The organism is Marinoscillum sp. 108, from assembly GCF_902506655.1.
Taxonomy (GTDB): Bacteria; Bacteroidota; Bacteroidia; order Cytophagales; family Cyclobacteriaceae; genus Marinoscillum; species Marinoscillum luteum.
The window spans coordinates 1255146-1273919 of sequence record NZ_LR734808.1 but is presented as its reverse complement, the minus strand read 5'-3'; the positions used below and the strand labels follow the sequence as shown (position 1 = coordinate 1273919).

Annotated in this window: 21 protein-coding genes; 12 read left to right on the top strand and 9 right to left on the bottom strand. The window is 43.2% G+C overall.

Annotated features, from left to right (window positions below; genetic code table 11):
• The first annotated feature begins 7 nt into the window (after window positions 1-7).
• Both GV030_RS05240 and GV030_RS05235 read left to right on the top strand, forming a co-directional pair.
• Window positions 8-1243: a metallophosphoesterase gene (locus tag GV030_RS05240; protein ID WP_159580483.1), complete on the top strand. Its 1236-nt coding sequence runs from the start codon at window positions 8-10 to the stop codon at window positions 1241-1243.
• A gap of 207 nt (window positions 1244-1450) precedes the next feature.
• Complete coding sequence (locus GV030_RS05235) at window positions 1451-2779, top strand: YihY/virulence factor BrkB family protein (RefSeq protein WP_159580481.1); 1329 nt, start codon at window positions 1451-1453, stop codon at window positions 2777-2779.
• On the opposite strand, the gene GV030_RS05230 is transcribed toward GV030_RS05235, so the two are convergent.
• The 5 genes from GV030_RS05230 to GV030_RS05210 all read right to left on the bottom strand — a co-directional run bounded on the left by GV030_RS05230 (window position 2774) and on the right by GV030_RS05210 (window position 6522).
• Entirely contained in the window at window positions 2774-3268 is a 495-nt protein-coding gene (locus tag GV030_RS05230) for a thioesterase (RefSeq protein ID WP_159580479.1), read from the bottom strand. The two genes, GV030_RS05235 and GV030_RS05230, sit on opposite strands and share 6 nt — an antisense overlap.
• A 3-nt stretch (window positions 3269-3271) precedes the next feature.
• A complete protein-coding gene (locus GV030_RS05225; RefSeq protein ID WP_159580477.1) occupies window positions 3272-4885 on the bottom strand; it encodes a sodium/sugar symporter in 1614 nt (537 codons plus the stop codon).
• Window positions 4886-5022: 137 nt separating this feature from the next.
• Window positions 5023-5532: a hypothetical protein gene (locus GV030_RS05220; RefSeq protein ID WP_159580475.1), complete on the bottom strand. Its 510-nt coding sequence runs from the start codon at window positions 5530-5532 to the stop codon at window positions 5023-5025.
• 12 nt (window positions 5533-5544) lie between these two features.
• Entirely contained in the window at window positions 5545-5928 is a 384-nt protein-coding gene (locus tag GV030_RS05215) for a DUF1987 domain-containing protein (RefSeq protein WP_159580473.1), read from the bottom strand.
• Between the two features lie 33 nt (window positions 5929-5961).
• Window positions 5962-6522 (bottom strand): SiaB family protein kinase, encoded by a 561-nt coding sequence (locus tag GV030_RS05210; RefSeq protein WP_255465129.1) that lies wholly within the window; start codon window positions 6520-6522, stop codon window positions 5962-5964.
• Between the two features lie 432 nt (window positions 6523-6954).
• Between GV030_RS05210 and GV030_RS05205 the strand changes: the two genes are divergently transcribed.
• The 3 genes from GV030_RS05205 to GV030_RS05195 are packed head-to-tail and all read left to right on the top strand — an operon-like array spanning window position 6955 to window position 10390.
• Window positions 6955-8856 (top strand): sensor histidine kinase, encoded by a 1902-nt coding sequence (locus GV030_RS05205; RefSeq protein ID WP_159580469.1) that lies wholly within the window; start codon window positions 6955-6957, stop codon window positions 8854-8856.
• Window positions 8857-8894: 38 nt separating this feature from the next.
• A complete protein-coding gene (locus GV030_RS05200; RefSeq protein ID WP_159580467.1) occupies window positions 8895-10139 on the top strand; it encodes a response regulator in 1245 nt (414 codons plus the stop codon).
• A gap of 11 nt (window positions 10140-10150) precedes the next feature.
• On the top strand, window positions 10151-10390 hold the full coding sequence (locus GV030_RS05195) for a hypothetical protein (RefSeq protein WP_159580465.1): 240 nt from the start codon (window positions 10151-10153) through the stop codon (window positions 10388-10390).
• A gap of 23 nt (window positions 10391-10413) precedes the next feature.
• Here the strand turns inward: GV030_RS05195 and GV030_RS05190 are convergent, their stop codons facing one another.
• Window positions 10414-12345 carry a SpoIIE family protein phosphatase gene (locus GV030_RS05190; RefSeq protein ID WP_159580463.1) on the bottom strand — a complete coding sequence of 644 codons (1932 nt, stop codon included), beginning with the start codon at window positions 12343-12345 and terminating at the stop codon, window positions 10414-10416.
• A gap of 317 nt (window positions 12346-12662) precedes the next feature.
• On the opposite strand from GV030_RS05190, the gene GV030_RS05185 reads away from it, so the two are divergent.
• Window positions 12663-13001, top strand: a complete 339-nt coding sequence (locus GV030_RS05185; protein WP_221413288.1) for a DUF302 domain-containing protein — start codon at window positions 12663-12665, stop codon at window positions 12999-13001.
• Window positions 13002-13012: 11 nt separating this feature from the next.
• On the opposite strand, the gene GV030_RS05180 is transcribed toward GV030_RS05185, so the two are convergent.
• Window positions 13013-13537 (bottom strand): DUF2911 domain-containing protein, encoded by a 525-nt coding sequence (locus tag GV030_RS05180; RefSeq protein ID WP_159580459.1) that lies wholly within the window; start codon window positions 13535-13537, stop codon window positions 13013-13015.
• 119 nt (window positions 13538-13656) lie between these two features.
• On the opposite strand from GV030_RS05180, the gene GV030_RS05175 reads away from it, so the two are divergent.
• Entirely contained in the window at window positions 13657-13926 is a 270-nt protein-coding gene (locus GV030_RS05175; protein WP_159580457.1) for a hypothetical protein, read from the top strand.
• Here GV030_RS05175 and GV030_RS05170 read toward each other — a convergent pair.
• Window positions 13915-14280: a DUF3127 domain-containing protein gene (locus GV030_RS05170; RefSeq protein ID WP_159580455.1), complete on the bottom strand. Its 366-nt coding sequence runs from the start codon at window positions 14278-14280 to the stop codon at window positions 13915-13917. The genes GV030_RS05175 and GV030_RS05170 overlap by 12 nt on opposite strands.
• A gap of 47 nt (window positions 14281-14327) precedes the next feature.
• Here GV030_RS05170 and GV030_RS21480 point away from each other — a divergent pair, with 47 nt between their 5' ends.
• The 4 genes from GV030_RS21480 (at window position 14328) to GV030_RS05155 (ending at window position 16818) form a co-directional block, all read left to right on the top strand.
• A complete protein-coding gene (locus tag GV030_RS21480) occupies window positions 14328-14465 on the top strand; it encodes a hypothetical protein (RefSeq protein WP_185155806.1) in 138 nt (45 codons plus the stop codon).
• A 3-nt stretch (window positions 14466-14468) separates the two neighbouring features.
• Entirely contained in the window at window positions 14469-14939 is a 471-nt protein-coding gene (locus GV030_RS05165) for a DUF2452 domain-containing protein (RefSeq protein WP_159580453.1), read from the top strand.
• Between the two features lie 80 nt (window positions 14940-15019).
• The gene (locus GV030_RS05160; RefSeq protein WP_159580451.1) at window positions 15020-15814 is read left to right on the top strand and encodes a hypothetical protein; all 795 of its coding nucleotides are present in this window, start codon (window positions 15020-15022) and stop codon (window positions 15812-15814) included.
• 26 nt (window positions 15815-15840) lie between these two features.
• Entirely contained in the window at window positions 15841-16818 is a 978-nt protein-coding gene (locus tag GV030_RS05155; RefSeq protein ID WP_159580449.1) for a YheT family hydrolase, read from the top strand.
• On the opposite strand, the gene msrB is transcribed toward GV030_RS05155, so the two are convergent.
• Window positions 16802-17311, bottom strand: a complete 510-nt coding sequence (gene msrB / locus GV030_RS05150) for a peptide-methionine (R)-S-oxide reductase MsrB (RefSeq protein ID WP_159580447.1) — start codon at window positions 17309-17311, stop codon at window positions 16802-16804. The genes GV030_RS05155 and msrB overlap by 17 nt on opposite strands.
• Window positions 17312-17389: 78 nt before the next feature.
• Between msrB and GV030_RS05145 the strand changes: the two genes are divergently transcribed.
• Window positions 17390-18769, top strand: a complete 1380-nt coding sequence (locus tag GV030_RS05145; protein WP_159580445.1) for a pitrilysin family protein — start codon at window positions 17390-17392, stop codon at window positions 18767-18769.
• Window positions 18770-18774: the final 5 nt, after the last annotated feature.

The following is an 18774-nucleotide window of genomic DNA, read 5'->3' as shown; positions in this document are numbered from 1 at the left end:
TTTGCTTATGAGTAGAATTTATTTCTTTGGGATAGCGGCCGTACTCTACATGGCTTTCGATCTATATATTTATCAAGCCATTCGTCTGGTAATCTCAGATTATGAAGTGGTCACCAGAAGGCTGATTTCAGTAGCATATTTTGGTATATCGGCTGTGCTGTTTGCTGGTATTATGTTTTATGAGCAATTGGATCCGAAGCAGTTTCAAAACCTGAGGCTTTTTATCACCACGGCATTTTTCATCACCCTTATAGGCAAGTTGATTTCAGCTATCTTTTTATTGACTGATGATTTCAGGAGACTGGTCACTTTTGTGATGAATATGATGCCCTCAAGGGCAGAGGCTCCAAAGGACCTCTCGCGTTCCGAGTTTATTTCAAAGTCGGCCATTATTGCGGGTACGGTTCCGATTGCTGTCTTCAGTTTCGGTATTGTTTCCGGGGCTCACGACTATAGAATCAGAAGGAGAGAAATTGTTTCATCCAATGTACCTAAAGCATTTGATGGTCTCAGAATTGTTCAGGTTTCAGATATACACACCGGCAGCTTTTTCAATAAGACAGCTGTAGCGGGTGGAGTGGATCTGATTAATCAACAGAAAGGTGATATTGTCTTTTTCACTGGGGATTTAGTCAACAATCAGAGTGAAGAGGCCAAGCCCTATCTGGATATTTTCAGGAAAATTGATGCTCCTATGGGGGTTTATTCCACCATGGGCAATCATGACTATGGGGATTATAGGAGCTGGGCTAGCCCACAGGCGAAACAAGCAGATGTTCACCAGCTGCAGGAGATGCACCGATATATGGGCTGGGATATCCTGCTCAATGAAAATAGGTTGATCAAGGAAGGATCAGATCAAATAGCTATTTTGGGATTGGAAAACTGGGGTGCAGGGCGTTTTTCAAAATATGGAGACCTGGCCAAAACCTATGCGGGCACAGAGGAGGCCCCTTTCAAGATTTTACTTTCTCATGACCCCAGCCACTGGGATGCACAGGTAAGACCGGAGTACCCGGATATCGACCTGATGCTGGCAGGGCATACGCATGGTATGCAGTTTGGGATTGAAATAGGCGATTTTCGCTGGAGCCCATCCCAGTATATTTATAAGCAATGGGCGGATTTATATAAGAGTGGAAACCAATACTTATACGTCAATAGGGGGTTCGGATTTTTGGGTTATCCGGGTCGTGTAGGGATCTTGCCTGAGATCACAGTACTCGAATTGAAGCATGGATAGGGGTATGCCTAACTTTAGTGGTTATATATCCGGTTAAAATTCCTCATTAGTTGATTTTAGGTGAATCAATTTTTTTAGAACAAACCTCATGAGGTTGTTATGGTGAATATTGCATATTGCAATTACTTTGAAAAAGAGGCTTATGCCTCTTTTTCTCATTTATTGCGCCCTTATTAATTATCTTGGCTCGTATTTCCGATAAATAATATGGTTGCCCGGCACGTCAATAGCATCAAAAATTTCCTGCATGAGGATCTTTGGAAGATAAAACTGGACACACTTCCCAAAAGACGCAGGTTTCTCTATCGCCAGATTAGAATTTGGGTCATTACACTGTCTGAGTTTGATAAAGATAAGTGTGGGGAAAAGGCCTCGGCGCTGACCTATTTTTCTGTATTGTCTGTAGTGCCCGTGGTGGCCATGGCTTTTGGTATTGCCACCATCTTTGGGCTGGAGGATTATCTGAAGAATGAATTGATCAAATATTTTAGCGGTCAGCAGGAAGTTCTGGATTACACCCTGAAGTTTGCCAATAAAATGCTATCCACCTCAAGTGGAGGGATTATATCGGGTATAAGTGCGGTCTTTTTGATCTACGCCGTGGCCAGATTGCTCAACAACATAGAGGTGGCCTTCAATGATATTTGGAATACCCGGAAGGGGCGAACCCTCAAGCGGAAGCTTACTGACTATATGTCGGTGATTTTGTTGGGGCCACTGATTCTGATTATGGCCAGCTCAGCGACGGTTTTTATTACCACGAGTATCGAGAGTCTGACAGATAGTATGGGCATTTTGGGGCTTTTCAGACCGATTATTCTGTTTTTCATCAAGCTGATACCCTACACGCTCATTTGGTTTCTACTCTTTCTCCTCTACATGGTTTTTCCAAATACCTCCGTGAAGATCAAACCAGCTTTGATTGCCGGGGTTTTGGCAGGGACAGCCTATCAGATCACTCAGTTTGCCTGGATAGAAGGGCAGGTTTACCTTTCTCGATATAGTGTGATCTACGGGAGTTTTGCAGCGCTTCCACTTTTTCTTATCTGGCTTCAGTTGAGCTGGATGATTTTATTGTTCGGTGCAGAGTTTGCCTTTGCGGTACAAAATGTAGGAGGCTGGGCGTACGACAATGAAGAGCTGAAGATGAATTTGAAATCCAAAAGGAAGATGACGCTTCTCGTATTGCGGAGGATAGTGAAGGATTTTCAAAGCAACGATGAGCCTGTTTCCTTTGAGCACTTATGCAGCAGCCTGAATATCCCCAGGCGATTTATTCGTGAGATATTGGATGATCTGGAAACGGCCCGGTTGATCGTGAAGGTCGCAGATCCTGAAGTTGAGCAGTTTCAGCCCGGTATGGATATCCACAAAATAGATGTGTTTATGGTCTATGATCGTTTGGAAAAATTGGGGATGGATAACCTGCCTCAGGCGTCTGACAATGAAGGCTTTGAAAACATAGAAATTTTACTTTCTGAGGTAGATAAAGCCATCAAAGAGGCACAATCCAACAAGAAAGTGGTTGATTTATGAACGTTGCTTAAAAGACCAGGTAAACTCAAACTCTGAAACCACAGTGCCATCGGCCATCTTCCCAACGGTTTTGAATGTGGCACTTTGAGCCTCACCAGTTGCAATCGCTTGTTCTACAGCATCAAAAGCCTTTTGACAATCATCACAAGTGAAATAGACCCTGTCCACGGCTTTTTTCATAAAACGTGCTTTCAAGTCCACAATGATAAACGCGATCGATGGTTTGTGACCTGCCACTGCCAGGAGACATGGTGAAGCCGTAGAAAGCTCTGCAGCCATGCTTTGCACCGCGAAATAAGTGCTCTTGAAGGGATTTTTAGTAAGGTACTTGAAGGGTACAGAAGTCACACAGCGGGTGGTGTCTAATTCGCGAAGCCTCATGCCTGCTATCAGCCCCATAGGAAGCTTAGTGAGCAGGAAAAGCCCAAACTGCCACTTGCTAGTGACTTGTCGTTGGAGCTTTTCCTGCTTTTTAGTGAGTTGAATCATCTGTTACCAGAAAAGTGCATAAAGTACCACTAGAATCAAACTGATGGCAAAAGCACCAATATTGAATGCAGGAGTCGTTTTGAAGAGATCTTTAGTCAGCTCAATGCCTTTCTCATTGTCTTTTCCTTTACCTCCCAGATAGCTCACTATGATGATCACCAGCATAGTAAGGAGACAAGTAAGTCCCATCTGGTTCATAAACGGTATGCCCGGTAGGAGTTTGAAAAGCATGGCAATAGGCACAGAAAGGATAGCACCCCAAATGGCAGCTGCATTGGTTGTCTTTTTCCAGAAAAGTCCCAGTAGGAACACCGCAAGAATACCAGGACTCACGATACCTGTATACTCCTGAATGAACTGGAAGGCCTGGTCGATACCTCCAAGAAGTGGTGCCATGATACAGGCTATAACCAGCGCTACAGAAGCAGAAATTCTACCCATTCTAACCGTCTGGCGATCAGTGGCATCCTTCTTAATATACTGCTTGTAGATATCCATCGTGAATATGGTGGATGTAGAATTGAGCATAGAAGCCAATGACGAAACGATGGCTGCAGCCAAAGCTGCGAATGCAACACCTTTCAACCCAACAGGGAGTAGTTGAAGTAACCATGGGTATGCCTTGTCAGATTCTCCCGGGCCCGGGATATTGACCTGCCCTAGTTCACCCAGGCGAGCCATGATCTCCGGGTCATTTACCATTACGTACGCAGCAATACCAGGCACTACCACGATGAATGGGATGAGTAATTTCAAAAAGGCTGCCATTACGATACCTTTCTGCGCTTCCTTCAGTGATTTGGCTGCCAGTGTACGCTGAATGATGTACTGGTTGAATCCCCAATAATAAAGGTTAGCAACCCACATACCACCTACCAATACCCAAATGCCGGGCAGATTGGAAAATTCAGGATTGGACTCATCCAAAATCATGTGAAATCTCTCAGGTACGGCTTCCCATACCTGCTTGAATCCAGCCATCATGCCTGCTCCATTCGAAAGGGTATCCAGTGCCAGATAGGTAGTAAGCAAACCACCCAGTACCAAAAAGACCACCTGCACCACGTCGGTCCAAGCCACAGCAGACAGTCCGCCGTACAATGAATAGGCAGCGGCAAACAATGCCAGCCCCATTACACCGTACATCATAGGCACACCCATGATGGTTTCGAGTGCCAGCGCACCGAGGTAGAGTACTGAGCTCAGGTTGACAAATACATAAAGAGCAATCCAGAAGACTGCAAGAATTGTTTTCAGCTGGGTGCTGTATCTCTTTTCTACAAACTCCGGAATGGTGTACAGTCCTTTTTCTATAAAAATGGGTAAAAAGTACTTTCCTACTATGATCAGGGTGATAGCTGCCATCCACTCATACGAGGCAATGGCTAACCCACTGGCAAAACCAGAGCCGGACATACCGATGAATTGTTCGGCGGAGATGTTAGCTGCAATGAGCGAGGCTCCGATAGCCCACCAGGGGAGTGATTTGCTTGCCAAAAAGTAATCCTCGGCATTTTTTTCATGGCCTTTTTTGTCGCGGGATACCCAAAGACCTATGCCCACAATGAGGAGACAGTAGCTTATGAAAACTATAATATCTACAAAAGAAAATTCCATAAAATTGAATGATTTGAAATAAAACTACGCATGTTAAAGAGTTTTCCAAACATATGCAATATTGAAGTGTTCAGAAGCATGCTTAAGCACCTTATTTAAAAAAAGCATAAACCTTATAGAGAGCTTGCGCCAGACACTTAGCTGTTGGAAGATTTTTCCTGCTTGATAATTTTTCTTTTCTCCTGGTTGAGGAAGAAAGACTCGAGGCCAGATTCGAAAAACTTAAGAATAATGGCGATAAGGCCCTTGGCCATGAGGTCCACGTAGGGGATGGACACATTCGATTCAATAATGTCTTCTAAGAAAAATTCTTCTGAAAGGAAGAGGATGATAGCCAAAGTAAACATGATGGTAGAGGCTTTTCTACCTACTTTCGCTTCAGCCAGGTCTTTAATTGTTTTTTCCAGCTCCAGATTCTTATCCTTGATCTCGTCATTTTGCTCACGGATCTGGATGTTGGCATTATCGAGTTTTTTCTGGAGTCTGTCGGATACCCGGGTGATTACTTTGGCTTGAGCCACCAGGTCTTCATAATCATCAGAGAAGTCCTCAAGGTCTTTTTTATAAATGGCATGAGTATCCAGCCTTACCCTGAAATCTTTGAGTTTCTTTATTTCTTCATGATAAAGCTCTTTGGGTCCTTCCATAAGACTAGATCCTTAGAATTCTTCGATTTCCAGAAAATTGAATTCAAGATCTAATAGGTCTGCATAATCTTCTCCTGCTTCCATCATGTCCTCGTCATCTTCTTCATAGTACCAGTTAATTGTTAAGCCTTTGCCGGATTCTTCTATTCGGCTCAATCGCTTAAATACATCAAACAAACACTTGGATGAGCTAGTATTAAAGTATTCAAAAGAAAAATTTGCTTTAAAATCAGTCAAATCACTTTGGATATACTCATCCAGGTTATCAATGATCTTTTGATAGAAAAGTATAGAATTCTCCGGGCTTGATCGTCCTTTGATCTCAAGTAATCCTTCATCGGGATCGAAATTCACTAATGGAGTAACCCGTGTTGGCTCAATAAAAATCTTTTCCATAAGGTTATTCAGAGCTTTATCTGCTTGTTCTGCCTATACATCTCTAGGCAATCTTACCTGCAATGTAAAATAAGATACATTGTCAGTAACTGGTTGAAATTTATATCTTAATTTTTGTCCTCCTGTTTTTCTGGCGATATCAATGAACCCGAGTCCTCCTGTTCCTTTGTCGGAAAACTCCTGCTCATTTAACGCCTTCTTGTAGAGAGTTCTCAACTCCTCCGGTTCCACAGCGTTAATATCATCCAGTCTTTGCTGTATCTCTGCTGTCCTTTCAGTAGGGATATAGTTACCTGTCTGTAAACTGTAAAACCTCTTTCGCGCGGCTATCAGAATCAGGGCAGATCTGGAGTCATAGCTACTTATTCTGATCTCATCCGCATTGACCTCATCGAGGTGATAATACAGATTTTGAATGCACTCAGTAGCCACGTTGTAAAATTTCTTTTTCACTTTCCGATTCTCCTCAAGTTCTTCTAGTCTTTCTTCAAGTGTCGCAATCATCGAAGTTACTAAGTCAAAGGTCAATTCCCCTTTGTACATCAAAATTATATTTTGATCATATATATTCTTATAACTTCTAAGATAATCCATACTTGATATTGTGATTATTTTACTTTTGAAAAGTAATTACTATTTGCGGATTAAACCAAATGTTTAATTACTTAAAATATTTATAAAAGGTATTTCCCCAAAGTGCTGCTAATTGCCAAGGAGGGGTATTTCTTATTGACTGCAATATAATGCTGATTGAGTCGATTTTTATACCAAGTAAGAGTGAAATAGATATTTTAAGATTGCGTAGATGATAATTTATGGATAAAATGCATGTAGAAATATCACAAATGATCCAGTAGAGATGACTCATTTAGTGATACTTCTAATGGAATGGATTGGTTATTCGCAATCTCTAATTAGATAGCTTTGGGATGTGAACCTTGATTTTGTTATTTACAATTCTAAAAGTTTAACTAAATTTAGACGTAAGCGAAACTAATCTGAAAATCAACCAACCGATAATACATTATGCTAAAGAAGGACCTATATGCTGTGCTATACGCCATTACAGCCCTGGTAGTTGCAGGTACTGTGGCGTATTACATATTTGTGGTGCAAAAGGATGTTATCACTAACTTTAATGAGGATCCTACAATAGTACGGGTTGCTTCCAAGCAATCGGCTATGGGACAGCAGATCGTAAAAACTGCTGTAGGTATGGGTTACTCCAGTACTGAACGAAACTTCTCTATTTTCCAAAGTGAATTAGGAAGAATACTTCCTGAGTGGCGCAAGGGACATAAGGCACTTGTCTCCGGAGATCCTGAGCTGGGATTTGCTGTTCCTTCTACGTCTTCCGATTATCTGGCGCTTCAGGAGGACTTGAAGTTCTTCTATGAACAGATGGATATCAATGCCAGCAACCTTATGGACATTGTCTATACCACGGACGAGAAGGATATCAACTACCTGGCCCTTAGGAGTTCCATAGAGACTCTTATTAATACAGTTAGAAAATATCAGATAGCAACGGATAAAATTGCGGACTATTTTGTTCAGGAGGCTCAGTCCTACAAGACGGGTTTCAGTCTGGTGGAGAAAATCGTATTCGCTGCTTTCCTTGGTATACTTCTCCTTCAGGGGCTGTTTGTATTTAGACCTTTGGTGAAGTTGGCTGGTGATAATTACCTGTCTGCCAACAAGGCCTACGTGAAGGTGAAAAAATCAGAAGAAGAGCTTAAAATCAACTTTAAGAAGCAGAAACTGATTAACAAGAAACTCTATGAATCAAGAAAGGAAATAGAGCTGAATAACCAGAAACTAAAAGAGTCTGAGAGCAAGTTGCTGAAGTCATCTGAGGAGCAGATCAGGATCAATGAGAAGTTGATCAAAGCCCAGGATGAATTGAATCAGGCCTATAAGAGATTACAGGATTCTGAAGTAGAAATTAGGGAGTTGGCTGATAAGCAACTGCAGGATAACGAGAAACTCTTCCTTGCGGAGAAGAAACTTAAGGAGACTCTGAAAAAGGAACAGAAGTCCAAGGAGGAGCTGAATATGGCTATTCAGTCTCTAAAGGATGCACAGTCGCAGCTTGTTCACTCTGAGAAAATGGCATCTTTGGGGCAGCTTACAGCGGGTATTGCTCACGAGATCAACAACCCTATCAACTTTATCTCCAGTGGTATGGTATCTATCAAGATGTCGATCGAATCTATGCGGGAGATTGCCGAAGAATACTCAAGGCTGGATGAAGGTGCGGATCTGGAGGAAGTCATTGAGAACGTGAAGGAACTCAAAGAAGAGCATGAGTACGAAGAGATCCTCGAAGAGTTGGACGAGCTGATCAAAGACGTAAATTACGGGGTAACCCGAACCATAGAAATCGTAAAAGGTCTGAGGGTATTCTCCAGACTCGATGAAGAGGAGTCTAAAACAGCCAATGTGAATGAGAACATTGATGCCACGCTTACGCTGCTTAGAAATAAAACCAAGAATACCATTAAGGTATCTAAGTACTATGATGAGAAGATGAAGGATATAGAATGTTATCCTGGTCAGCTTAATCAGGTATTTATGAATATCCTGAACAATGGTATTCAGGCCATACCGAAGGAGCGCAAAGACGGAGAGATCACCATTTACACCGAGGAGTTGGATAATGAAGTTGTGGTGAGAATTAAGGATAATGGTGTGGGTATTCCTGAAAAGATTAAGAACAGAATTTGGGAACCTTTCTTTACCACCAAAGCAGTGGGTGTAGGAACAGGGCTGGGAATGTCCATTACCTACGGGATCATCGAAAAGCACAACGGTAAGATTGAGCTTACCAGTGAAGAAGGTAAGGGCACTGAGTTTGTGATCACCTTGCCTAAGAAGATCCAGAAAGTGACAAAAGATCAGAGCACGAAAGTGGCAGAGAGCAAATAATCTTTAATTACAATCAACCTAATTACCTACCCTAGGAAATGGAAGAACTGCAAGATTCACCAGATATAACAACCAGAAGTGAGAAAAAATACTCCCTGCTTTATGTAGACGATGAAGCGACTAACCTGAGGGTATTTAAGTCAAATTTCAGGAAGTTTTTCAAGGTGTTTACCACTACAAACCCTTTTGAGGCGATTGATATACTAAGTGAGAATGAAATCCAGGTGGTGGTCACTGACCAGCGTATGCCTGAGATGACCGGGACGGAGTTCCTCGAGAAGATACTTCCCGACCATCCTGATGTGATCAAGATCATTCTTACCGGGTTTACAGATATTGAGGCCATCAAAGATGGTATCAACAGATGTGGTATATATAAGTACATCACCAAGCCCTGGAATTTTGATGAAATGAAGGGCCTGCTGGACAGGGCCATGGAGACCTACCAGCAGTCTGTGGATAGCGAAGAGCATATCAAGGAGCTAGAGGTGTCCAACGTGGAGTTGGAGCGCAGAGTGAAGGAAAGAACAGAAGAGCTGAACAGCATCAACAAGCGGCTGATAGATAGCATCCGATATGCAGGACTACTTCAGCAGTCGATGCTTCCAAATGAACGCTACCTTAGCCGCATATTTTCTGAGCATTTTGTAATGTATCGTACCAAGTACCTCTTTAGTGAGGAGTTTATCTGGACGACAAGTTTGAATTTCAGATCAGAAGATTACACCGTAATAGCCCTTATTGAGTTTGATGGGAAAGGAATCGTGGGATCACTGAAGACCCTCATCGCGGATTCTATTCTCAACGATTTGATCCAGGACAGGAAGATTTTTCACTCAGGAGATATTATTAAGGAATTGACTCAGGAACTGGATGCCGCGGGCTCTAAAGAACTGGAATGCGACCTTAAGGTTTCCGTAGCACTGTTTGATAACAACGCAAAGACCCTTCAGTTTAGCGGAATCAATCAGGACATGATTATTTTCAATGGAAAGGAAATGGTGGTGTTGGAAGGTGAATCTGAGGAGAATGTGGATGACCTGATGGCTGATAAGATTGAGATTCAGGAGGATGCTACCTACTATATGTTCTCCAATGGGTACTTCAATCAGGAAAATCAGGACGGTGTGAAATTTTCTCAGGAGAAATTTGAAGAGATGATCAAATCCATCCAAAAGAAGACACTCAGTGAGCAGTATAAATTCCTGAATCAGACTATAGACGACTGGATAGGAGAGGGTGGCCTGACAGATGATGTTTCGATTATGGGATTTAAGCTTTAAAGATGGACGGTATGAAAGTAAAGGCAAGCAATTTTAAAAATTGGTGTACTGAAAACATAAGTCCTCAGTCCTGGACCCGAATATGTTTAAAGTGTGTGGATGAGATCCGAGCGAAGGGGTACAACCTGAAACAAATGGAGGATTTGGACCCTGATGTGGATCTGGATGCCGAGCTCCTGACAAGCCTGAGTACTGCACTGGAAACACTCTATGAGATGTCAGTAGATGAAAGTCTGCTGATCAGGTATTGAAAGAAATAGGATTTAAACTTACACTACACCTCAACACCGATGACCACTACATCGTCTGTTTGAGGTGTATTTTTTTTCCATGATCTAAAGGCATTTTCCAGGTCCTTGATTTGATCACTCATAGGTTTTTCAGAGATGTCTTCAATGAGCTTTTTGAAGTTTTTACTTAGGAACTTCTTATCATGCTCTCCGCCGAACTGATCTTGAAAGCCATCTGATGAAAGGTAAATTTTATCACCTTCTTCCAGCTGTACTTCTTCTTTATTCAGCTTTCCTGCCACCTCTTTTTCGTCACCCTCTATGCCACCAATCATAAACTTAGGGCTCTTGTATGTAATGAGCTCATTGGTTCCTTTCTTGATGAGATAAAGTGGTATCCCCGCTCCGGCAAATTCCATTTTCAGATCGTCCAGATTGATGATGCAGATGCCTATTTCCAGGCCATCCTGGTTCTGGTTTTCATCACGCTTCAGTTCAAATTTGATAACCTTGTCCAATCGGGCCAGGATCTTATTTGGATCAATGTAATTTTGATAATACACGATGTTGGTCAGCTGGTTACTCCCCATGATAGACATGATGGCTCCCGGTACACCATGGCCAGTACAGTCGGCACAGGCGATGATGAGGTATTCATTTCTACCTTGTCTGACCCGCTCAAACCAGTAAAAGTCTCCACTTACTACATCTTTTGGTTCGTAAAAAACAAAGGCATCCTTCACTAATTTGGAGAGGACAGTGATCTCTGGTAGAATAGATCGCTGAATTCTTTGGGCATAGATGATACTGTCTGACACCTGCCTGTTGGCTTGCTCCAGCAATTGTTTCTGAGCGACCATCTCATTTTTCTGGTGTTCCAGCTTATCATTTAGTTTCTTTTGCTCATCCAGACGCCTGATCAGCACCTGTGAAGCGTTTGAGAGTTGTGAAGCGAGCTTGCCTACCTCATCATTGGAGGTGATTTTGATTTCGGCAGAGAGATTCCCCTTACCCAGATCCTCGGCGATTTTACTCAGTTTTACGATGGGCCTCACGAAAATATTAGCTACGATCAGTGCGAGTATGATCGAAGCACCCAGGGCCAGTAAGATCACCCACAATAGTTTTTTCTGAATTTCGGCAAGTGGTAGCAAGGCCTCTTCTTTCCCTATGCTCACCACGAGCGTCCAGTCGTTACCGACATTGTTTAGATAGCCTTGCTCTTTTGCCACAAACAGAAACTGATCTTCTGTCTCGATTCGCTCCACACGGGCAGAGGCATTTTTTACCTTTTGGATCAGGTCAAAATCGGCAAATTTGTCCTGTAGGACAGTCTTGCTCTCGTCTTGTGTGTATAGAATGATGCCACCCTCATCCAGGAGGGTTACACTCAGCTGTCTTTCGTTTTCACCAAGAGAGATGTCACCCATAAACTTATAGAGCTCGTCAACCAGAATACTCCCAACCAGCACACCCTTTGGCTCTCTAGTTTCAGGATCCTTCACCACAGTGGCGAAATTCATTACATTCAGCTCTGTGGATTCTGATCTGTCTACATCCACCACCGCATCTATAGTAGGTGATATCTTGGTCCAGTAAGTGCTCAATGAGTGTGTTTTTCCCACAGAAAGTGACTTACTATCCGCGATTCTCAAGCGGTCATTGTTGAAAAAGGAAAAGCTAGCGTACAGGTCATTGAGGCTTTCCAGTTCCTGCAACTTGCGGGTGAGGTCAGCTTGTGAGATGTTGTCTTGTCTGAAGTAAGGGTCGGTCGCAGCTATTTTCAGTTCATTCAGTCTGGAGTAGACGAACCGCTCTATGTTGGAAATGGTTTGCTCGGATTGTTTGGTGACATTGGATAAAAGCTCCTCAGAAAAAGTGCGCTCCAGTTCCCGGTTTACAAAGAAGTAAAGCACCGAAGAGGTGAAAAAGACTAGAGAGACACAGAGAAGGGTGAGCTTGGCATATATGTTCATAGAAATTGCTTTGATCCATTTTAGCAAAAATAAATGTACTTTAAAAAAATCCACTGGAATGAATCTTTTTATTAAATCATTCAAAGATTTTCAAACCCGATAAAAAAAGTCACATTTTGACAATTATTTGGCCAATTACTTTTCCCAGACCCTAAGATTTCCTTTTTTAGCAAATGGTTAATGCTCTTTTGGGCACCTTTTACATGTTAAAGTTCATTTGTTGTGCGTTTTTGATCTTTGGCTTTCAGCTTTCTTACAGTCAAAATTTATCGGTTTTCAGAACCGAGAAAAGTGTTGACGAAACGGTTGCTAAGATTTTGGAGATTATTGATTCTAAGGAAGAATTGATCTTTTTTGAAGTAGTGTCTCACGATGGCATTGCCAAAGAAAGAGGTTTGAAACTACCACCGACCAGAAGTATCCTGTTTGAAGATCCCACTCTAACTACCACTTTAATCAACTGTCAGCAGACTGCTGCGCTTGACCTGCCCCTTGAAATAATCGTATGGGAGGAGTTTGGAGATGTCTATTTGGGATTTATGGATCCCAAGTTTATGAAGAGACGTTTCATGATTAACGAATGCGATGAGACCATTCAGGCGCTGGGAGATCTGATGATCAGAGTGACCATGGATGCCATTCGTGAGTTAAAATAAAGAGCAGGACGCTACGGCGTATCAATTGTTAATTCGTAGGATAGCTCTTCCCAATCAAAGGTGAGTGCATTTTTCGTTAGGGTAAACTTCATTCGTTCGTCGAAATCCGATTTACTTGGAGTAACAATCAGTCTGAAAATATCCTTGTTTTGATTGTAGTTGTAGGAGCCCCATTGATCCCATTCTTCATTAAATATGATGGTCCAGGTACTATCTGTTGGGATTGTGAAAATGGCATATGTGCCTTTGGGTAGCGTCTCTCCATTAATCAGGATATCCCCAGAGGTGTTTAGAAAGGTTGCCTTATTGGCTCCTGTGCGCCAGATTTCATTATATGGAACCAGCTCTCCCCAGATTTTTCGTTTCTTCACCCCCGGACTGCTATATTCTACATTGATCGAAACTCCATTTACCTGCACAGAGTCGCTGGCGGGAGGGGAGGGTCTGTGTTCTGCTTTACTGTTACAGGAGGTGGTAAGTAAGCCCAGGCTGAAAGCAAGTACGGCTAATCCTATTTGTGATCTGATTTTGGACATTTTCATGTTCTTAAACGGGCACTTGCTCAATAGGTTGTTGGTTTAAATGATTGATAATAAGTACGTTAAGCAATTGGGTATATTTTTTGTTATTCCAATAGAAACAAACAGAAACACTCATGGGAATCATAGGCATCGACATTCCTCAACTTAACGAAGAACAGGACATAGAGGTTGAGGTACGGGTAAATGGTATCAAAAAGCAATATAACTATCGCGTTGAGATTTTCTATTGGGATCAATGTCCTTTTCCCACAGAAGATCGGGTGGAGTGTATTCGCCAACTTGTCAACAGTTATGACCGTGACTGGGACCTTGCACACCTTGGATTGCCTACCGACGACTATATTCCCATAACGTTCAGGAAAAAGCGCAATTTAAAAGGGTAGGTCTTCATCAGAAGAGAAGTCTTCCTTCATCCACCCTTCATCGGTTTGTGGCGGAGGAGGCGTATCTCCTGAGCCTGATTTTTTATCGAGTCTCCATGCCTGGAGGCTGTTGAAGTATTTGGTACCTCCTTTTGGGTCATTCCACTTTCTTCCCTTCAGGTTGAATGAAATGGTCATTTCATCTCCTACTTCAAAACCGTCTAATTGCTGACAGTTGGTCTGGATGAGTTCAAATTTTAAAAACTCCGGGTATTGCGGATTTTCCGCATACTCCACTACAAATTCTCTTTTCTTGAAAGAGTCCGTTACATCCTGGGTAGGTGATTTCTCGATTAATTTACCGTCTATCGTCATATCTTATCTTAAAACTATTCCTCAAATTTGCAGTTCACTTGATGGATATGAAAAGATCTAAGAAGGTTTTTTTTATTGTGGCACTTATATTTCTCATGATCATGATGGCTATCGGCTATGATATGAGCAGAAGAACCACCTGGCCGGGAGCAAAAAAGAGCTTACCCGAGCGTATAGCGGAATAAAAGATGCAAGCAAACAAAATTGACGTCTCCAAAATAGATCTGGAGAAGGAGCGTGAAAAAATCACTGATTTTCCAGGGTTAATCGCATTTGCTCACACAGTGGGCAGTGCACTTATCAAGCCTGAGGACAAAGGAAAAATAAAAGGCCAGGCCCTGGCAGCCATGCATGATCAAACAGACCGGCAGTTTAGGCAGGTCATGGACCAGATGCGGGTGCTTATGGAGCAGGCCCATGAACTCAAAATGCGAGTAAAGGTCTCCGAACGAATTTATCAGTCTACTCTGAATTTCACTCCGGTTATACATCAGGTTTACCACCTGTACAGGAGAAAAGACGGAAGCGAATTTCTTTCCATGATAGCGCCTGCTGAGTGGGGACGTAAGCTGCCTTTTGAGAAGCATGAAGCTTCTGTTAGGCTCCTTTCGGATCATACCTGGGAAGTATTGGAGGATCATTTGGAAGATGTAAGTTAAAATTTCCGTATCTATCTTCAGGTTTTTGTACATTCATATTGTTTAATTACTGTTTAGTTGTTCACCTACCTGTCAGTCAGATGAAAAGATCTCATTCCATTTCCTTTATCCTCCTATTGATTGTTGTGTCATGCTCGTCCGAAAAGGAGAGCGATTTAAAGAAAGATTGTTCAGGGTCGGATCTCGTGGTGAGCATTGTCTCCGTGGAGCCTACCACATGCTCAGACAAGGGAGGTCTGGTAGCTAGTTCTACTGGTGGCGAGGGCGCTGTGACCTTTAGTATAAATGGTACGGACTTTCAGCAAGAGGGCACCTTTGATGCCTTGTCTGCTGGCAATTATACCGTTACTGCGATGGATCAGAATGGCTGTACCGCGACTGTTAGTACGAATATTGCTTCTGAGAGTGGTGGGGTGACGCTTGCTGTTGCAAGCCAGTCTTCAGCTGGTTGTGGCTCAGCCAACGGCTCGGTTTCTCTGGGAGCCTCATCCGGTAATGGGGATTACACTTATAGCAAGGATGGCAGTACTTTTCAATCGTCTTCAGAGTTTGATGGACTTGCAGCCGGGGATTACACTTTTTCTGTTAAGGATGAAAGCGGATGCGTAGCTTCTGTTTCTGCCACTATCGACACTGGTGTCAGTCTTGATGCTGATATTATGCCTATCATCAGTGCCAACTGTGCTGTGCAAGGGTGTCATGGAGATGTGCAGTCGCCACAGCTCACGAGTAAGGCTTCGGTTATCGGGCAGGCAGCTCGTATCAAGGTCAGAACCAATGCCGGACAGATGCCGCCAGCCGGAAGACCAGATCTCACTCAGCAGCAAATAGACCTGATTGCGTGCTGGGTAGAAGATGGTGCCCTGGATAACTAGTGCCAGAACTCCGATAAATAATGTGAATGCCTGTTATTAAGAAATCGGAATACAAGAATCCGCCATTTTACCTTTTCAATGCTCACCTTGAGACCATTGTGCCCTCCATGTTCTTTAAGGAGCCCAACGACCTCTATGAGCGCGAACGGCTTGAGCTTGGAGATGGAGATTTTTTGGATTTAGACTGGATCAAAAACAACAAAGACAGGTGTATTGTGATTACTCACGGACTTGAAGGTGGATCGGAAAGGTACTATGTCAAGCGCACTGCCAAATTTTTCAGAGATCGGGGATGGGACGTTATGGCATGGAACTGCCGGAGCTGTAGCGGAGAGATGAATCGTTTGCCTCGATTTTATCATCATGGCGACACAGAAGACCTGTCAGTGGTCATTGATCGGGTGCTGGAGGAAGGTTACGAATCGGTGGCGCTGGTGGGATATTCCATGGGGGGAAGCATGAGCCTGAAATACCTCGGTGAGCAGTCACGAGCTTCCGAGATCAAGGGTGGTGTTTTCTTCTCCGTACCCTGTGACCTACGGGACAGTGCGATCCAACTTCTGAAAAAGGAGAATAGACTCTATGAGCAGCGTTTTTTGAAGAAGCTGGTGGAGAAAATCAGGATCAAGGCTGAGGCGCACCCAGGGGTGGTTTCTTCAGAGGGGCTAGATTCACTGAAAGATTTTGATACTTTTCATGATAGATACACGGCTCCCCTTCATGGCTTTCAGAGTAAGGACGATTTTTTTGCATCTGCTACGTGCGATCAATACTTACCAGGCATAAGCGTACCAGTGTTGATAGTGAATGCTCAAAACGATCCGATGTTGGGGCCTGCCTGTTCGCCTTATGACATTGCTCATCAAAGCGAATTTGTTTACCTGGAAACACCCAAAAAGGGAGGACACGTTGGATTTACCTTGCCGGGAAATGCCTACAGTTATATGGAGAAGCGGGCAGAGGCGTTCATCCACGAGCAGCTCGGAATCAGTCCTTCGGTTTAAAATTCAGAGATACAGAGTTGATGCAGTACCTCAAACCTGTGGGTTTGGGGCCATCAGGGAAAATATGTCCTAGGTGACCACCACATCTGGCACAATGCACTTCGGTGCGAGCCATCCCGTATGAAGAGTCTTTTTCTTCCCCTACATTTGACTTTGCCAGAGGCTCATAGAAACTCGGCCACCCTGTACCGGATTTGAATTTGGTCTCAGAGCTGAATAGAGGTAGGTCACAGGCTTTACACACATAAGTTCCTTCTTTTTTATGATCCCAATAGGCTCCTGTAAAAGCACGCTCTGTGCCTTGCTCTCTCATTACATAATAGGCTTCCGGTGAAAGTCTTTGCTTCCATTCCGAATTTGCTAGTTTAATTGGGATGATATCACTTTCTGTAGTTTTCTCCTGGCCGCTCTCATTAGCTGTTTTTTCCTGGGCGCATGCCTGGCTGAGGATTCCAAGGATAATTACCGTACTTAATAATTTTAATCCGTTCATAAAAAGTCTGACAAGTGAGATTTGTGATTTGTTACCTTTAACAAGAAACACGCTACTAAAAGTTTAAATTTTTTCAATATGAACAAAATATGCAAATGGACAGGTGTGGTGCTGGTGTCTCTGATGTTTGGGTGCAATCCCCAAAAGGCAGAATCCCCTCAGGACTATTCATACCAAGTGCCAGTAGATTATTATAAGCTCAACAACGGGTTGAAAGTGGTTTTTTCTCAGGATAAAACTGCTCCGACTGTGGTTGTGGCGGTGTATTATAACATTGGGTTCAGGATCGAACCCCAGGATCGAACAGGTTTTGCTCATCTTTTTGAACACATGATGTTTCAGGGATCAGAGAACTTAGGCAAAATGGAGTTTGTGAAACTGGTACAACAAAATGGGGGAGTCCTCAATGGATCTACCAGATTCGATTTCACCAATTATTTTGAGATTTTGCCGGCGCACAAACTACAGACTGCCTTGTGGGCAGAGGCAGACAGAATGAGCGGTTTGGCCATCACTGAGGATAACCTGATCAACCAACAGGGAGTAGTGAAGAATGAGGTAAAAGTTAATGTACTGAACCAACCCTATGGAGGATTTCCCTGGTTGGATATGCCACAGTACGCCAATGAAAACTGGTATAATGCACACAACTTTTATGGAGACCTGGAAGATCTGGATGCAGCCACTCTTGAAGATGTGAAAAGCTTTTTTGATACCTTCTATGCTCCTAATAACGCAGTACTGGTGGTAGTAGGGGATTTTGAGAAGGACGAGACCAGACAATGGATTCAGGAGTATTTTGGTGACTTGCCTTCAGCTGAGTTGCCTCCGGTAGCGGATATTTCAGAGCCTAAGCAAACAGCCGAAAAGGTGTTTAGCAAACCAGATAAGCTGGCCACTCGCCCTGCATTGGCCTTTGCCTATCACATGCCAGAGCGCAATACACCAGAGTATTATGCCATGGGATTAATTGATCAACTCTTGCTGCAGGGAGACGATGCGTTGCTAAATCAGCGCTTTGTAAAGGAAAAAGGATATACAGGATCTGTGGATGGAGGGATCAACTTACTCGGAAACATGTTTAACTATAATGGTCCGATGTTGTGGATGGGGTCACTCATTCATGATGCGGAAGTACCCTCCGATAGCATTACTGCAGTGTTAAATCAGGCGATTGATGAGTTCACCTCCAAGGAAGTGACTCAGGCAGATTTGGATCGGGCATTGATCAAAATGAGGTCGGATCTTTACTCCAATTTGGGAGGTTTTTTCGGATTTGGACGCGCTGACCTTTTGGCTTCTTTTGCCCTTTTCGATGATGACCCGGGAAGAATCAACCTTCTGGAAGGCGAGTTCAGGAAAATCACTCCTGACCTATTGAAACGCACGGCAGAGGAATACCTCGTGCCTGAAAATCGAACGATTTTGATTTTGGAACCTACTACTGAAGAAAATTGATAAGG

What these genes read in the sequence shown, in the direction of transcription:
- GV030_RS05210 (WP_255465129.1), bottom strand. Translation starts at nt 6,522, where the DNA reads ATGGATTATCTTAGAAGTTATAAGAATATATATGATCAAAATATAATT.
- GV030_RS05155 (WP_159580449.1), top strand. Translation starts at nt 15,841, where the DNA reads ATGCCTGTTATTAAGAAATCGGAATACAAGAATCCGCCATTTTACCTT.
- GV030_RS05145 (WP_159580445.1), top strand. Translation starts at nt 17,390, where the DNA reads ATGAACAAAATATGCAAATGGACAGGTGTGGTGCTGGTGTCTCTGATG.
- GV030_RS05165 (WP_159580453.1), top strand. Translation starts at nt 14,469, where the DNA reads ATGCAAGCAAACAAAATTGACGTCTCCAAAATAGATCTGGAGAAGGAG.
- GV030_RS05220 (WP_159580475.1), bottom strand. Translation starts at nt 5,532, where the DNA reads ATGGAAGGACCCAAAGAGCTTTATCATGAAGAAATAAAGAAACTCAAA.
- GV030_RS05215 (WP_159580473.1), bottom strand. Translation starts at nt 5,928, where the DNA reads ATGGAAAAGATTTTTATTGAGCCAACACGGGTTACTCCATTAGTGAAT.
- GV030_RS05235 (WP_159580481.1), top strand. Translation starts at nt 1,451, where the DNA reads ATGGTTGCCCGGCACGTCAATAGCATCAAAAATTTCCTGCATGAGGAT.
- GV030_RS05180 (WP_159580459.1), bottom strand. Translation starts at nt 13,537, where the DNA reads ATGTCCAAAATCAGATCACAAATAGGATTAGCCGTACTTGCTTTCAGC.
- GV030_RS05195 (WP_159580465.1), top strand. Translation starts at nt 10,151, where the DNA reads ATGAAAGTAAAGGCAAGCAATTTTAAAAATTGGTGTACTGAAAACATA.
- GV030_RS05205 (WP_159580469.1), top strand. Translation starts at nt 6,955, where the DNA reads ATGCTAAAGAAGGACCTATATGCTGTGCTATACGCCATTACAGCCCTG.
- GV030_RS05230 (WP_159580479.1), bottom strand. Translation starts at nt 3,268, where the DNA reads ATGATTCAACTCACTAAAAAGCAGGAAAAGCTCCAACGACAAGTCACT.
- GV030_RS21480 (WP_185155806.1), top strand. Translation starts at nt 14,328, where the DNA reads ATGAAAAGATCTAAGAAGGTTTTTTTTATTGTGGCACTTATATTTCTC.
- GV030_RS05225 (WP_159580477.1), bottom strand. Translation starts at nt 4,885, where the DNA reads ATGGAATTTTCTTTTGTAGATATTATAGTTTTCATAAGCTACTGTCTC.
- GV030_RS05160 (WP_159580451.1), top strand. Translation starts at nt 15,020, where the DNA reads ATGAAAAGATCTCATTCCATTTCCTTTATCCTCCTATTGATTGTTGTG.
- GV030_RS05190 (WP_159580463.1), bottom strand. Translation starts at nt 12,345, where the DNA reads ATGAACATATATGCCAAGCTCACCCTTCTCTGTGTCTCTCTAGTCTTT.
- GV030_RS05200 (WP_159580467.1), top strand. Translation starts at nt 8,895, where the DNA reads ATGGAAGAACTGCAAGATTCACCAGATATAACAACCAGAAGTGAGAAA.
- GV030_RS05240 (WP_159580483.1), top strand. Translation starts at nt 8, where the DNA reads ATGAGTAGAATTTATTTCTTTGGGATAGCGGCCGTACTCTACATGGCT.
- GV030_RS05170 (WP_159580455.1), bottom strand. Translation starts at nt 14,280, where the DNA reads ATGACGATAGACGGTAAATTAATCGAGAAATCACCTACCCAGGATGTA.
- msrB (WP_159580447.1), bottom strand. Translation starts at nt 17,311, where the DNA reads ATGAACGGATTAAAATTATTAAGTACGGTAATTATCCTTGGAATCCTC.
- GV030_RS05175 (WP_159580457.1), top strand. Translation starts at nt 13,657, where the DNA reads ATGGGAATCATAGGCATCGACATTCCTCAACTTAACGAAGAACAGGAC.